At 64.7% G+C, this 14,533-nt stretch carries 9 protein-coding genes and 2 pseudogenes; 4 read left to right on the forward strand and 7 right to left on the reverse strand.

The window, feature by feature from the left end:
* Positions 1 to 264: 264 nt before the first annotated feature.
* Together NXT3_RS23610 and NXT3_RS23615 are read right to left on the reverse strand one after the other, a co-directional pair.
* Positions 265 to 673: pseudogene (locus NXT3_RS23610) on the reverse strand (VOC family protein).
* Positions 674 to 749: 76 nt separating this feature from the next.
* Entirely contained in the window at positions 750 to 1,586 is an 837-nt protein-coding gene (locus NXT3_RS23615; RefSeq protein WP_037421364.1) for a hypothetical protein, read from the reverse strand.
* Positions 1,587 to 2,054: 468 nt separating this feature from the next.
* Between NXT3_RS23615 and NXT3_RS23620 the strand changes: the two genes are divergently transcribed.
* Positions 2,055 to 3,197, forward strand: a complete 1,143-nt coding sequence (locus NXT3_RS23620; RefSeq protein ID WP_097526951.1) for an RHE_PE00001 family protein — start codon at positions 2,055 to 2,057, stop codon at positions 3,195 to 3,197.
* Positions 3,198 to 3,217: 20 nt separating this feature from the next.
* Here the strand turns inward: NXT3_RS23620 and NXT3_RS23625 are convergent, their stop codons facing one another.
* Positions 3,218 to 3,718, reverse strand: coding sequence for a hypothetical protein (locus tag NXT3_RS23625; protein WP_097526952.1), 501 nt, complete (start codon positions 3,716 to 3,718; stop codon positions 3,218 to 3,220).
* 164 nt (positions 3,719 to 3,882) lie between these two features.
* Positions 3,883 to 4,746: a DMT family transporter gene (locus tag NXT3_RS23630; protein WP_097526953.1), complete on the reverse strand. Its 864-nt coding sequence runs from the start codon at positions 4,744 to 4,746 to the stop codon at positions 3,883 to 3,885.
* 93 nt (positions 4,747 to 4,839) lie between these two features.
* Here NXT3_RS23630 and NXT3_RS23635 point away from each other — a divergent pair, with 93 nt between their 5' ends.
* Positions 4,840 to 6,261, forward strand: coding sequence for an aminotransferase-like domain-containing protein (locus NXT3_RS23635; RefSeq protein WP_104840704.1), 1,422 nt, complete (start codon positions 4,840 to 4,842; stop codon positions 6,259 to 6,261).
* On the opposite strand, the gene NXT3_RS23640 is transcribed toward NXT3_RS23635, so the two are convergent.
* On the reverse strand, positions 6,197 to 7,534 hold the full coding sequence (locus NXT3_RS23640; protein WP_104840705.1) for a mechanosensitive ion channel family protein: 1,338 nt from the start codon (positions 7,532 to 7,534) through the stop codon (positions 6,197 to 6,199). The genes NXT3_RS23635 and NXT3_RS23640 overlap by 65 nt on opposite strands.
* 452 nt (positions 7,535 to 7,986) lie before the next feature.
* Between NXT3_RS23640 and NXT3_RS23650 the strand changes: the two genes are divergently transcribed.
* Both NXT3_RS23650 and NXT3_RS23655 read left to right on the forward strand, forming a co-directional pair.
* Positions 7,987 to 9,144, forward strand: coding sequence for a ceramide glucosyltransferase (locus NXT3_RS23650; RefSeq protein WP_199773433.1), 1,158 nt, complete (start codon positions 7,987 to 7,989; stop codon positions 9,142 to 9,144).
* 391 nt (positions 9,145 to 9,535) lie between these two features.
* A pseudogene (locus tag NXT3_RS23655) lies at positions 9,536 to 11,304 on the forward strand (adenylate/guanylate cyclase domain-containing protein).
* Between the two features lie 125 nt (positions 11,305 to 11,429).
* Here NXT3_RS23655 and NXT3_RS23660 read toward each other — a convergent pair.
* Positions 11,430 to 13,319: a bifunctional sugar phosphate isomerase/epimerase/4-hydroxyphenylpyruvate dioxygenase family protein gene (locus tag NXT3_RS23660; protein ID WP_104840707.1), complete on the reverse strand. Its 1,890-nt coding sequence runs from the start codon at positions 13,317 to 13,319 to the stop codon at positions 11,430 to 11,432.
* A 278-nt stretch (positions 13,320 to 13,597) separates the two neighbouring features.
* Positions 13,598 to 14,458 (reverse strand): shikimate dehydrogenase, encoded by an 861-nt coding sequence (locus NXT3_RS23670; protein ID WP_097526957.1) that lies wholly within the window; start codon positions 14,456 to 14,458, stop codon positions 13,598 to 13,600.
* Between the last annotated feature and the right edge of the window lie 75 nt (positions 14,459 to 14,533).

Raw genomic sequence — 14,533 nt, forward strand, 5'->3', positions numbered from 1 at the left:
CGCCGGATGAGAGGACAGGACAGGCAAGCTCGTTGTTTGGAAGACTTGGGAAGCCGCGCCACTTCGTGCGCGGTGCCCTGACGGCATTGTTTTGCCGTTGCAGGTGTCGGAGCCTCCGCGCAACCGGAATCGTCGTTGGTGATCCGACAACCTGTTCTTAACGAAATTGCGGTTATCGTAACGCATTGACAGAAAAGCTTCGCTACTCGCCACACGGAAGCTAACTCGCCAATCGTTTCCGCTACTTGGATTCACGTTGGTCACTCACCCCTCGGAGTCGGCCGCCTGTCGATACACGTGGACGTGTTTTCGATCCGTCTTGCGGAAGGCGCGACGTGAGACCGAGATCGAAGTTTTCGTCGGGGTCTTTGGCATTGGCGAATTGATAGCCGTCAGCTTGGTGTATGGGGCCGAACTCAAGTCCCAATGCCGCGGATCGCCGGCAGAAGGCCTCGACATTCTCCGCGTCGAAGACGAGCTTGATAGCCGATCGACCGCCGCGCTGCCCTTTTGCTGCCGGATGCAGCAGGAGATTTGCGCCGCCGTCCCGGGAGCACAGTTCTACGATTCGGTCGCCAAGCCGACGGCTTACCTCGAAGCCAAAGTGCTTCTCGTAAAAGCGGGCTGTTTCTTCGACATCTTTGGCATAGATAACCAGCCTATTGAGCGGCACATCGCTTTCCTTCTCGCTATGGTCAAGCAGCGCCGAACTTCAAACCCTGTTGACAGCTGTCAACTCCGCCCGGCAATCACTCGCGCCAGTGTTCGGCCACCCACTGGGTCGGTCGAATATAGTGGCGCAGATAGCGGAACGGGTTTCTTTCCCTTCGCTCGGGAGAAAACAGACCACAGACGTGGCCGAGCGGCGTGGAGGCGCGGCCCTTGTAGCCGAACTGGCCGTCGATCGCGTGCTGCGGCAACAGCCCGCGCGGGAAGAGGACGATCCGGGCGTCGGCGGGAAGGCGCGGGGCGAGATAATAGTTCAGCGGAAACGGCCAGCGGCAATCCTGGCGGAAATGCAGGACATGCCGGCGCGGGAAGAATTTTGCCCCGCCTGGGGCGTTGCGCGTCACGAAGCGCTGTTCGAACCGATATTCGTCCGCCACCCCTTGCGGATCGGCCCGGAATTTCTCCTGCAACGGCACGAGCTTGCCGACCGGGAAGCGGAACACCGACGTCTGGCCGAGCCGTTCGAAAGGCGTCGTCTGGTTGACTGCCAGGACGACGTCATCCGGTCCGCCGACCTCGAAGAAGCTGTCGAGCGAGCCGACGATCACCACGTCGAGGTCAAGGAACAGCACCGGCCCTTTGAGGCTGCCGAGCTTCGGTCCCCAGAGACGCGCCTTCGGCCAGATGCCTTTGGTGTTCTTCGGCATCTCGACATCGAGCGGCGGCAGGTCTTCGCAGAGAATTTCCGGCCGCAGGTTGTCGCGGCTGTCGGTGAAGCAGGTGAAGGTGAAGGGCGGGGTGATGTTGCGCGCCACCATGGCATAGAGCCGGTTGATGAAGGGAGGGCCGTATTTGGTGCCCCAACTGATGCAGATCACCTGCTTGACGCCGCCGCTTGCTGCCAGAACGCTTGTCATGAATGCCGCTTCTTTCGTGTCTGTGCCTGCGGAAAATGCGTACCGCTGGAACTTGCCCCGCGCGTCTTAAAGCAGGAATTGTCGACCACTGGCAAGATGCGGGCTTGAGGCCGACAGTTGGCGACGCAAGTCCGAACGAGGGACCGGGGCAGGGGCATGCCGCCGACACCGGCCGGGCACGGAGTTGACAGCTGTCAACTTTAGGAGAAGGGCCGGGACCTGCAAAGAATGCCTTGGCGGTGCGCCGCGTCTCACGTCGGAACAGGTTTGCCTTGATCCGAGTCGGATGCTGTTGACAGCTGTCAACTCGATCGGCGGCCGGTGTTTGCCGCCGCGTGGCCGGTGATTAGTCGTCTGGCTAGCTGGCGGTGCCGACCGGCAAAATTCCAGTGGGCAACGTTGCCTCACCCTGTGACGGAACAAAAACTCGTGTTAGCTTCCGTTTCAGCAAAAGGCTACGTCTTTTTAATGAGATATGAAACACCCGATCCGCTTCATCCAGCGCTGCTTCCGGGCCTGATCGCCGCGGAGGACGGGCTTGCCCGGCTCGATGAACGCGCCGCCCGCCATGCCATTGCCGAGGGGTTTCGCGAACGCGGACAGTTCTTCGACGCGGCGGCGGCTCTCTGGGTAGCAGGCGAACTCGTCCATGTCGAGGATCTCGTATTACACGATTCGCACATGGATGCGCGAGCGCCTTCTCACGAATTGACGATCGCCCATGGCGTGTTGCGGGCCCGGCGCCGCCTGGAACTGGCCGAGCCCGGCTGGGCGTTGACCTTGCCGGGGATGAATGCGCTGAGGGGAGACCAGGGCGCTGCCGCCGCGAATGAAGCAATCGCACGGGATGCCCGGCCGAGCCCCGACGGGGCATCGGAAGCGGCGGACGATGCCGACGACAACCCGCTCGCCGGCGAATTCGCCGAGCTCGACGCGGCCATTGCCCGGTCGCAGCGGCTCCTCGAATTTCACTCCGGCAGCCTAGCCGAAGGCGGTCCCGCATTGTCCCCGCAGCGGGCGGCTGAGCCTCGAGGCCAGCTCGGCCTGCTCTTCGATGAGGATTGGGACGAGACGGCGCGGCTCGATGCGTGGCGGAAGATCCTCGCCGCCGCCGACCCCTTGCCCGCCTGCCTCGGCGCCGCGGTGCTCTTCGACGCCTGGGAAAGGATCGAGCCGCTGCGCCGCCAGCATTGGCTCGGCGCGCTGCTCGTCGGCGCCTATCTTCGCTCGCGCGGCAAGGTCGCCTCGCACGTGCTTGCCTTCAACACCGGGCTGAAGACGATCCGCCACGAGCGGCGCCGGTCGAAGGACCGGCTGACGCGCCTCAATGCCTTTCTCGAGGCTATGGCGATGACGGCCGATCTCGGCCTCAAGGAGCTCGACCGGCTGTCGCTCGCCAGGACGCAGATGGAGATGCGGATCAAGGACAGGCGCTCCAACAGCAACCTCCCCGGGCTGATCGATCTCGTCCTTTCCCGGCCGGTCGTCTCGACGGCGATGATCGCCCGGCATCTCGGCGTCACCCAGCGCGGCGCGCTCAATCTGGTGCGCGAGCTCGGAGTGCGCGAGATCACCGGCAGGGGACGCTATCGCGGCTGGGGCGTGATCTGACGCCTCGCGTAAAGCGCCGGCTACTTTCGCTGCAGATTGATTTCGCTGGTGACCACCCGATTGCCGGATCGCGGATCGACGTCGACGGTCACGAGCTTCATGCCGTTCTCGCCCACCTTCTGCAGCGTCAGGTTGGCGCGGCGGTCGCCGTTCACCTCCCGCGCCCAATGGATAGTGAGGTTGATGGCGCTGCCGCGGCGCTTGCCGGTGAGCGTTGATTTGCGGCCGCTCGGCCCGACATAGGTGCCGCTGTAGTTGACACCTGTAAACTGAAGGTCGGCGCCGATCGAGCGCGAGACGACGATCAGGCCGCGACAGGTGCCCCGCATCGACAGCGCGGCCTCGCTCGCTTGCGAATCGAAGTTGCAGGAGACGTTGATCGGCGTCCTGTCGACGCGAACCCTGACCATGCCGCCCCCGGTCCATTGCCCCTCCAGCGACCCGAGAAAGGCCGATTCATCGGCCTGAACCGTGCCCGCAAGAAGCGACAGCATGGCTGCGACGAGAAGATGCCTGTTCACCGGTGAGTGCCTCCCCCAATCGTCCGAGGCCGGACGCGTTTTGCCATCTGCCCCAACGCACCGCCCGCCTGGAAGTTCCCCTTGTGCCGATACTAACATCGACCACCCTCGGGCAGGGACACAGCTTTAGGGAGATGGTCGGGGCGGCGCGCCCGCAACCGCGGCTAGCTCGCGAACTTCTTCGCGCCGGCAACACAGGCGACGATCGCCAGTGTGGCGGCAAGCATCGTCCAGCTCACCGTCTCGCCGAGCAGGGTCGCCGCCAAGGCGAGCCCGAAGAAGGGCTGCAGCAATTGCAACTGGCCGACGGCGACGATGCCGCCCTGGGCGAGGCCGCGATACCAGAAGATGAAGCCGACCAGCATTGAGAAGACGGAGACATAGCCGAGGCCGAGCCAGGAGGCGGCGCGCAAGTTCCCGAAGTCTGCCGGCATGGTGGCGAGCGCCAGCCCGACCATCACGGGCAACGACAGCACAAGCGCCCAGGAAATGACCTGCCAGCCGCCGAGCTTGCGTGACAGCTTCGCCCCTTCGGCATAGCCGAGGCCGCAGGCGAGAATGGCGGCAAGCATCAGCAGGTCGCCGAGCGGCGAGGCGGAAAACCCCTGGCGCAACGCAAAGCCGACGACGATGGCGCTGCCGAGCCCGGAAAACAGCCAGAAGGCCGGACGCGGCCGCTCGCCGCCGCGCAGCACGCCGAAGATCGCGGTGGCGAGCGGCAGCAGCCCGACGAACACGATCGAGTGGGCGGAGGTCACGTGCCGGAGCGCCAGCGCCGTCAGCAGCGGGAAGCCGACGACGACGCCGAGCGAGACGATGCCCAGCGGCAGCAGATCGCCGCGCTCGGGTCGCCTTTCGCGGAAGGCGACGAGCAGGCCGAAGGCGAGCAGCCCGGCGATCGTCGCGCGGGCCACGGTCAAGAAGACCGGATCGAAGTCCATCACCGCGATCCGCGTCGCCGGCAGCGAGCCCGAGAAAATCAATACGCCGGCCATGCCGTTCATCCAGCCGCTCGTGATCCTGTCCATGCCATGCTCCCTTCACCCCTATCGGCGCCATCTCTATCGGTTGAGGCGGCTGGCTCTTCCAGAGACGGTGGAGTACAGTTCTGCAAAACTGTCATGCATGAGGAACCGGTACGGATGAGGCCGCAGACTGTCGACGCCGACGGCGAGACGCTGATCGAAAGAGTGATGGCGACGATCAGGAACCGAATTGCCGGGCGCAGCCTGACACCCGGCGCCCGGCTGCCGTCGATCCGTGCCTTCGCGACGAGCTTGAAAGTTTCCAAGTCGACCGTGGTCGAGGCCTATGAGCGGCTGGCGGCCGAGGGGCTGATCCGATCGCGGCCGGGCTCCGGTTTCTTCGTCGCCGCGCCGCTAGCCCCCTTGTCGCTTGCCGAACTCGGCCCGCGGGTGGAGCGCGAGGTCGATCCCCTGTGGATCTCGCGGCAGGCGCTCGAGGCGGACGGCAATGTGTTGAAGCCCGGCTGCGGCTGGCTGCCGGCCGAATGGATGCCGGAAGAGGGGCTGCGCCGGGCTTTGCGGTCGGTCGCGCGGGCAAGTGCCTCGACGCTCGTCGACTACGGCCCGCCGTTCGGGCTCTTGCCGCTCCGCGCGCTCCTTGCCCGCCGTCTGGCGCAGCACGGCATCGAAGCCTCGCCGGAGCAGATCATGCTGACGGAGTCCGGCACCCAGGCGATTGACCTCCTCTGCCGCTTCCTCGTCGAGCCGGGCGAAACCGTGCTCGTCGACGATCCGTGCTACTTCAACTTTCATGCGCTGCTCCGGGCGCATCAGGCAAAAATCGTCGGCATTCCCTATACGCCGGCCGGGCCGGACATCGAGCGCTTTGCCGCTGCGCTCGAAGAACACCGGCCGCGACTCTACATCACCAATTCCGCCCTCCACAATCCGACCGGCGCGACGCTCTCGCCGCTTATCGCCCACCGCCTCTTGAAGCTCGCCGACCAGGCGGGGCTGACGATCGTCGAGGACGACATTTTTGCCGATTTCGAAGAGGCGCCGGCGCCGCGGCTTGCCGCCTTCGACGGGCTCGAGCGGGTGGTGCATATCGGCAGCTTTTCGAAGTCGCTGTCGGCGGCGGTGCGCTGCGGCTTCATCGTCGCGCCCCGCCAATGGATCGAGCCGCTCGCCGACCTGAAGATCGCCACCGGTTTCGGCGGTCCCGGATTTTCCGCCGAGCTGGTGCTGACGCTGTTGAAGGACGGCAGCTATCGCAAGCATATGGAGACGGTGCGGCAGCGATTGTCGCGGGCAATGGCCGAGACGATCGGAAAGCTCCGGGCGATCGGCATTGAGCCCTGGATCGAGCCGCAGGCGGGCATGTTCGTCTGGTGCCGGCTGCCGGACGGCGTCGACGCCGCGGACGTCGCCAGAAGGGCGCTTGCCAGAAACATCGTGCTCGCCCCCGGCAATGTCTTCAGCCAGGCGCAGACGGCCGGCAATTTTCTGCGCTTCAACGTGGCACAGTCCGAGGACGAGCGGCTGTTTCGCGAGCTGTCGGCTCTTCTGCGCCGGTGATATCGACCGGCGTCTTCATGATGATCTCGCGCGGGTCAGGCGTCGCAATGCCGGCTGCCTGGAAGGCGTCCCAGAGCGCCATGAACACCTGGCCGCGGATGTTCGTGAGCCCGTTCGCCGGATCGGAAATCCAGAATCTGAGCTTGAAGGTAAGCGACGAGCCGCCGAAACCGGTCATCCAGCAGACCGGCTCGGCATAGACGCTGGCGACCCGCGGAACGCTCTTGGCGGTTTCGATCGCAAGCCGGGCGACCTCGTGCGGATCGCTCTTCGGCGACGTTTCGAAGGTCACGTCGATGCGGACATAGTCGCTGGAAAACGACCAGTTCACCACCTGCTTGGAGATGAAGTCCTCGTTCGGGATCAGGTACTCCTTGCCGTCGCGGGTGATGACGGAGACGAAGCGGGAGCGCAGGTCGCGGATCGAGCCGAAGGTTTCCCCAAGCGTGATTGTGTCGCCCGGCTTGATCGACTTGTCGAGCAGGATGATGATCCCGGAGATGAAGTTCGACACCACCTTCTGCAGGCCGAAGCCGATGCCGACGCCGACGGCGCCCGAAAAGACGGTGAGCGCCGTCAGATCAATGCCGGTCGCCGACAGCGCGATCGTGCCGGCAAGGACGATGAGCCCGATCTTGATCAGCTTGCTGATCAGCACCTTCAGCGACGGCGTCAGGTCGGCGGATTTCTGGATCCAATTCGACGACATGTTGCCGGTGAGAACGGCGAGCCAGATCATTGCGGCGGAGAGCACGATCGCCTTCAGTACGAGCAGCAGCGAAAGGCGAACGGCACCGAGATTGACGGCGGCATTGTCGAGCGCCGTCAGCACCGGGCGATCCAGCCCGAGCGCGTAAAGCGCGAAGTAGAGCCAGCCGAGGACGGCGACGACGCGCGCCAGCGTCTGGTTGCGGATGATGCGGGTCAAGACGGCGATGATGAACCAGGCGGCGACCAGCGTCAGCACCGTCCCCACCAGCCAGCGGTAGGACGGCCAGCCGTAGCGCGACAGCACGACGTCGGCGATCCACAGCCAGACGATCAGGAACAGCCATTTGAGCCGCCGCATGAAGGCGATGATGACGCGCAGCAGGTCCGGATTTCCCCTGATCATCCGGGCGCGGGCTTCGAGCGCCGGCTCCAGGCGCTTAGCGGCGAGGCCGCAAGCGAAATAGCCGACGACGATCACGGCGCACTGATAGAGCGTCCATTCGTTGAGCACAAACCGCTCGAGCCACGCCGCGGTGGCATTGATGGTCTCGACGAAATCCATCGTCTCTGTCTTCGCAATTCTTGTGCTGCCTGTTCCTGTACGAGGACAGGGCATGGAACAAGCGGCGGCCGTCGGGCGCCCTGAAAAGGCGCACTGCGCAGACATATAATTAACCGGGCAGGGAATTTGTTCAATTCGTCCCACGCAGCAAGGGCTCGAATGCGGATGGCCACCCCCTCTAGCCTGCCGGCCATCTCCCCCCACAAGGGGGGAGATTGGATGTGGCACGCTTTGCACCTCGACCGAAGCGTTCCGCTTACAGAAGCGGCAAGGTCGGAGCGAGGGGCCGGCCGCAAATGATCTCCCTCCTTGTGGGGGAGATGGCCGGCAGGCCAGAGGGGGGTGCTTCAGCCACGGCCCCGAGAGCGCCCAACTGTCATCCGCCTGTCATCTTGCGATGATGTTTATCCGGAACTCAACTTCGTCGGAATCGCGGTTCGTTGCCCGGGTAAATGATGCTCATCTTGTTCGTCGCCGGTGCCTTCCTAGCCATCAATCTGTTGAGCCTGATGATAGCGGGCTGGCGGATCTGGCCACGTCTCGGCCCGCAGCCGCGGACGACCTATCGACCGCCGGTCTCCCTCGTCATCCCGCTCTGCGGAATCGAAGAATTTTCCCGGGAAACGCTTGAAAGCGCGTTTCGCCTGGATTGGCCGGAATACGAAGTCATCTTCTGCGTCGCCGATGCCAAGGATCCGTTGATTCCGCTGATCGAGGCCGCGCGCCGGCGCCACCCGGGCATTCCCGCGGCGATCCTCATCGGCGACGACCGGATCAGCGCCAATCCGAAGCTCAACAACTGCGTAAAGGGCTGGAATGCGGCCGCGCATGAATGGGTGGTGCTCGCCGACTCGAACGTGCTGATGCCGGCCGATTACCTTATTCGGCTGATGGCAGCGTGGGGACGCGAGTCCGGGCTCGTCTGCTCAACGCCGCTCGGGTCGCGTCCGAATGGATTCTGGGCGGAGGTCGAATGCGCCTTCCTCAACGCCCATCAGGCCCGCTGGCAATATGCCGGCGAAGCCCTCGGCTTCGGCTTTGCGCAGGGCAAAAGCATGCTCTGGCGCAAGAGCATGCTGGATGCCAACGGCGGCATCCAGGCTCTGGCGGCGGAGATCGCCGAGGATGCGGCCGCGACGAAACTGGTGAGAAGCCTCGGCCTGAAGGTGCACCTCGTTTCCGCGCCGTTCGACCAGCCGCTCGGCACGCGGACGTTCCGCGAGGTTTGGGCGCGGCAGTGTCGCTGGGCGCGGCTGCGGCGCGTCACCTTTCCCCAGTTCTTCGGCCTGGAGATTCTGGCCGGCGTCGTGCCGCCGCTCCTGCTGTCGACGCTCGTCGCCATCGCTGCGGGTCACAGCGTGCTCGCCGTCGCGGCTCTTGTCGCAATTGCCGCCTACCTGCCGGAAATTTTGCTCGTCCATTGGAAGAACTGGCATCTCTCCCGCTGGTCGCTCGTCGCCATGCTCACCCGCGACCTGCTGCTGCCGGTCATCTGGGTCCGCAGCTGGTTCGCCGGCAGCGCCGACTGGCGCGGCAACAGAATGTCGATCGGCTCGCAGGAGTCGCGGCTGGAAACGGGTGAGCTGCCGCTGGTGGTGAGTACGTCGTAGGGAGCTGGCGCTGGTCAGAAACGCCCGGGAAATATGCTCATTCGGGCGCAGAGCGCGTGCAATTCCCGGTCCGTTCTTTTTTCAATGTCGCGCATTGCGAGGCTGAACGGTTGCTGCGGAGCTTTGCCGGAAAGCAGCGGCAGCTTGCGGCCCTGAGCCGACTTTCGGCGTCACGGTGTCGAATGTCCGAAAGTTGCCAGGACAGTCATTGCCCAGGCAGGACGTCTGCGCCATTGGCACCGGGTTGCGAGTGCTCGACATTGTGAGCATTCACGATTGCCGGCGAACAAATGGCGAGCGATGATCTCACCCAAAGTCGCTCTGAACGGGACCCCGAAAATTTCCTCTTCCCTGTGTCTTCCTGTTATTGTGGAGACGAGGAGATGGCCCTGTGAGCGAGAACCGCAAGCTAGCGGCGATCCTGGCTGCCGACGTGGTCGGGTACAGCCGGCTGGCCGGCGCAGACGAAGACCGTACTTTGGCCAGGTTGCGGGCGCTGCGCAGCGACCTGATCGATCCGACCATCGCCGTCCACAACGGACGCGTGATCAAGCGCACAGGCGATGGGGCGCTGGTCGAGTTCCGCAGTGTAGTAGACGCCGTGCGCTGCGCCATTGAGGTGCAGAACGGTATGGTCGAGCGCAATGCCGGCGTGCCGCAGGACCGCCGCATCGAGTTCCGGATCGGAATTCATCTCGGCGACGTGGTCGAGGAAAGCGACGGCGACCTGATGGGCGACGGCGTCAACATCGCCTCGCGTCTGGAGGGCGTCGCTGCGCCAGGGGCCATCTGCCTATCCGAGGATGCCTATCGCCAGGTCAAGGCGCGGCTTGACCTCTCAGTCAGCGATCTCGGCAACACGCAGCTCAAGAACATCGCCGAGCCGATCCGGGTGTATTCGCTGCGTGTCGGCACCACCGAGGCAAAGGCAACCGCGACCTCACAGCCGGTGACAAGCCGGCCGACGACGGAACTGCCGCCGAAACTGTCGATCGCCGTGCTGCCCTTCGCCAACATGAGCGGTGATGCCGAGCAGGAATATTTCGCCGACGGAATCTCCGAAGACATCATCACATCTCTCTCAAAGCTGCCGCAGCTCTTCGTCATCGCCCGCAATTCGTCGTTCACGTTCAAGGGCAAGAACGTTCACGTGCAGGAGGTCGGCAGAAACCTCGGCGTACGCTACGTGCTGGAAGGCAGCGTCCGCAAATCGGAAACAGGGTGCGCATCACGGCGCAGCTTATCGACGCAGCCTCGAGCGGACATCTGTGGGCGGAGCGCTTCGATCGCGACCTCACCGACATATTCGCCGTGCAGGACGACGTCACGCAGCAGATCGTTGGCGCACTAGCGATCAACCTGACGGAGGGCGACCGGCAGCGGCTGGCGCCCGAGCACACCGGCAACATTGAGGCGTATGACTATTTCCTGCGTGGCCGAGAGCTGTGGCACCGGCTGACGAAGGAGACGAACGTCGCCGCCCGGGACCTTTTGCAACGTGCAATCAAACTGGACTCGAATTTCGCCGCGGCCCACGCGTTCCTGGCCCTCACCCACGTACTCGACTATTTGAATGGATGGAGCCCGTCACCGCCGAATTCGCGCGAGCAAGCGGAAGAGCTTGCGACGCGGGCGGTGGCGCTGGATGATCGCGATCCCAGGGCGCACTGGGCGCTGAGCATCGTCGAATTGTATTCGCGACGGCACGACGTGGCCATCAGCGAGGCCCAGCGTGCGATAGTCCTCAATCCGAACTTCGCTGAAGGGCACGTCAGCCTGGGCGAGGCACTGAATTACTCGGCCAGGGCCGACGAGGCACTCAAGCATTTCGATCGGGCGAAGGTCTTGAACCCATATTTTCCGGATGTGCTATTGCACTTCCAAGCCTTGGCGTCGTTTCACCTGGGAAGGTACGAACAGGCGGTTGGCTTGCTAAAAGAGCGGCTGACCCGCAATCCCGTTACCGATGTCTCGCGCGCGCTCCTGGCAGCGAGCTACGGCCATCTGGGCCGTTTCGACGATGCCCGCGCGGCTTGGCAGGAGGTGTTCCGGGTCAATCCCGACTACTCCCTCGAATACCGTCGCAAAGTGTTGCCCTACAAGAACCCCGACGATTTCGAGCTAGTCGTGGACGGGCTTCGCAAGGCCGGCCTGGTGTAATTTCAGGCCGGGCGAGTGTCCGGTCTTGCACCTTCTGCAGCCACTCGCTCAAGGAGGAGCAATGACCGGTGCTGGCGCAAAGGGGAGAGAGGCCGCAATGGCCAACCCAAAAATCCCCCATCCCCTCAATCCTTCGGCAACCCCTCAGGCCTCAAATACTTCTTCAGCGCCGCAATCCTGAAGATCGCATTTGCCGCACCGTAGCCGCGATAACCCCTCCGTTCGATGATTTCGAAGAAGAAGCCTTCGCCATAGGTGGGGCTGTAGAGCTGGAAGAACTCGCCGTGGTCGTCGCGGTCGTAGAGGATGTTTTCGGCCTTCAGCCGCTCGACCAACTCGGCATCGAGGCCGAAGCGGGCCTCGACGTCGTCATAGTAGTTGGGCGAGATCGGCAGGGACTTGAAGCCGTTGGCGCGCAGGGCCTGAGCAGTCGCGAAGATGTCGTCGGTGGCGAAGGCGAGGTGCTGGACGCCGGAGCCGAAGGTTTCGGCGATGAAGCGGCCGGCGAGCGTGTTGCGGTTCTCGGCGCCGTTCAGCGTCAGGCGCAGCGTGCCGGCGTTGTTTTCGACCACTTGGCTGCGGACGATCCCGGCCGGATCGATGATGTCGACCATCGGCGTCTTCTTGGTGTCGAGCAACGAGGTGTAGAACAGTAGCCAGGTCAGCAATTCCTCGTATTTGACGGTCTGGGCGACGTGGTCGATCACGGTGAGGCCGGCCGGCGCCGCCGGGGCGCCGTCGGTCACCGGCTCGAATTCGATCTCCCAGATTTTCGCGAGCTCGGATTTGTCGTCGAGGAAATAGATCAGGCCGCCGCCGACGCCGCGGATCGCCGGCACCTTGAGCTCGCCCGGCCCGACGGCCTGCTCGAAGGGCTCGGCGCCGAGGGCGCGGGCGCGTTCGGCGGTCGCCGCGGCATCGTCGACCGAAAGGCCGAAGGCATAGGCCGAGGTGCCGTGCACCAGATAGGAGGCGTTGGCAAAACCCTCGCGCTCGGTGTTGATCACCAGGTTGACGGCGCCCTGGCGGTAGACCAGCACCTGTTTCGTCCGGTGCCGCGCCGCCTTCCGGAAGCCGAATGTGCGGATCAGCGCTTCGAGCTCGCCCGCCTCCTCTTCGGAAGCGGTGAACTCGACGAAGGCGACGCCCTTCACGTCGACGCGCGGCGGCATGTCCGGGACCGGCAGCCCGATATCCGGCTCGGCGCGCTTCACCTGGTCGCCGAGATAGATCAGCGAGCGGTAGCCGTCGACGGCGATCGCATTGGCATTGCCGCCGCGAAACTGGTCGTTGAAGATTTCCAGCGACAGATAGCCGTCATAGCCGGTCGCCGCCACCGCGCGGGTAAACTCGGTCACCGGCAGGTCGCCTTCGCCGGGCATGTTGCGGAAGTGCCGGCTCCAGTAGAGAAGATCCATGTCGATCAGCGGCGCATCGGCAAGCTGGACGATGAAGATCTTTTCCTTGGGAATCGAGCGGATCGAATTAACCTCGATCTTGCGCGACAGGGTGTGGAAGCTGTCGAGGATCAGCCCGATATTCGGATGATCGGCCCGCCGGACGATCTCCCAGGCGTCGCGGTGATCATGGATGTGGCGGCCCCAGGCGAGCGCCTCGTAGCCGACGCGCAAACCGCGTCTGGCGGCGCGCTCGCCAAGCTCGCGGAAATCGGCCGCGGCTCGGTCGATGCCGCCGAGTGCGGCCGGCGAGACGTTGGAGCAGACGAGCACGAGGTCGGTGCCGAGCTCCTGCATCAGGTCGAACTTGCGCTCGGCGCGGTCGAAGGTGCGGGTTCTGAGCGGTTCCGGCATGCCCTCGAAGTCGCGGAAGGGCTGGAACAGGCTGATCTCCAGGCCGAAGTCGCGCACCATCCGGCCGACCTCGCGCGGGCTCTCGTCGAAGGCGAGGAAGTCGTTCTCGAAAATCTCGACGCCGTCGAAGCCGGCCTTGGCGATGGCGCGCAGCTTGTCGCTGAGGTCGCCGCTTAAGGAAACTGTCGCTATCGAGGTCTTCATCGTCCTGTCCTCGCGGTTAGAATCGAAATGCCAAAAATGGGAGGCGGGCGACACCCCCCTGTGCCCTGCCGGGCATCTCCCCCGCAAGGGGGAGATCGACTAGATGCAGGCGCCCCGCTCCTCTCATCGACGGCGCCAACCTCCTTGCCGCGTTGCCGTGGCCGACGGCGGTGCCTCCTGCCCATCTCCACCCTTGCGGGGGAGATGCCCGGCAGGGCAGAGGGGGGTGTCGCCCGGCAGTTCAGTAGATGCTCCTCGCGCCACAGCCCTCGAAACCCTCACCCCGTCATCGCCCGGAAATGCTCGAGCATCCGCGCCGCATCCGGCTCAAGCCCGGTGAACAGCCGGAAGGCGCCGACGGCCTGGAACACGGCCATGCCGCCGCCGTCGAGCGTGCGGCAGCCGCGGCGCCTGGCTTCCTTCAGCAGCGCCGTTTCCAGCGGGAAATAGACGATCTCGGCGACCCAGTGGCCGGACTCAAGCAGCGCAGCATCGAGCGGCAGCCCCGGATATTTCGCCATGCCGGTCGGCGTCGCATGGATCAGCCCGGCCGCCTCGGCCATCGCCGCGGCGAGATCGGCGCCTGCCGCGATCTCCGCCTCGGGGAAGAGCGGCGAGAGCATGTCGGCGAGTGCTTCGGCCCGTTCCGGCTCGCGGTCGAAGACGGTAAGCTGCCGCAAGCCGAGCGACAGCGCCGCATAGGCCGTCGCGACGCCAGCGCCGCCGGCGCCGAGCTGGACGGCGGAGGAGAGGTCCGCGTCGGGGAGGCCGCGCCGGAATGCCTCGGCAAAGCCCCACCAGTCGGTGTTGTGGCCATAGCGCCGGCCGCCCTTGAGCACCACGGTGTTGACGGCGCCGAGCCGGCGGGCGTCGGGGGCGAGCTCGTCGAGATGGACGATCACCGCCTGCTTGCAGGGATGGGTGATGTTGAGGCCGGCAAGCCCGCGGGCTTCCGCTTCGGCGATGAGACGCGGCAGGTCGTCCTCCGTGGCGCCGAGCGCCTGCAGGTCGATCAGCTCGTAGTGATAGCTGAGCCCCTGGGCGGCACCCTCGGCCATGTGCATCGCCGGGGTCAGCGAGGCCTGGATGCCGGCGCCGATCAGGCCGGCCTTCAAGGGTCTTACAAGCGTCTCGGTCATGCTTTCCGCTCTCACTTTATCCGTCCCGTCGCGAGGGTCTTCCGGTCCGCCGCTTGGGATCGGGCGGACCGGACG

Origin of the sequence: Sinorhizobium fredii (genome assembly GCF_002944405.1) — a bacterium.
GTDB lineage: Bacteria > Pseudomonadota > Alphaproteobacteria > Rhizobiales > Rhizobiaceae > Sinorhizobium > Sinorhizobium fredii_C.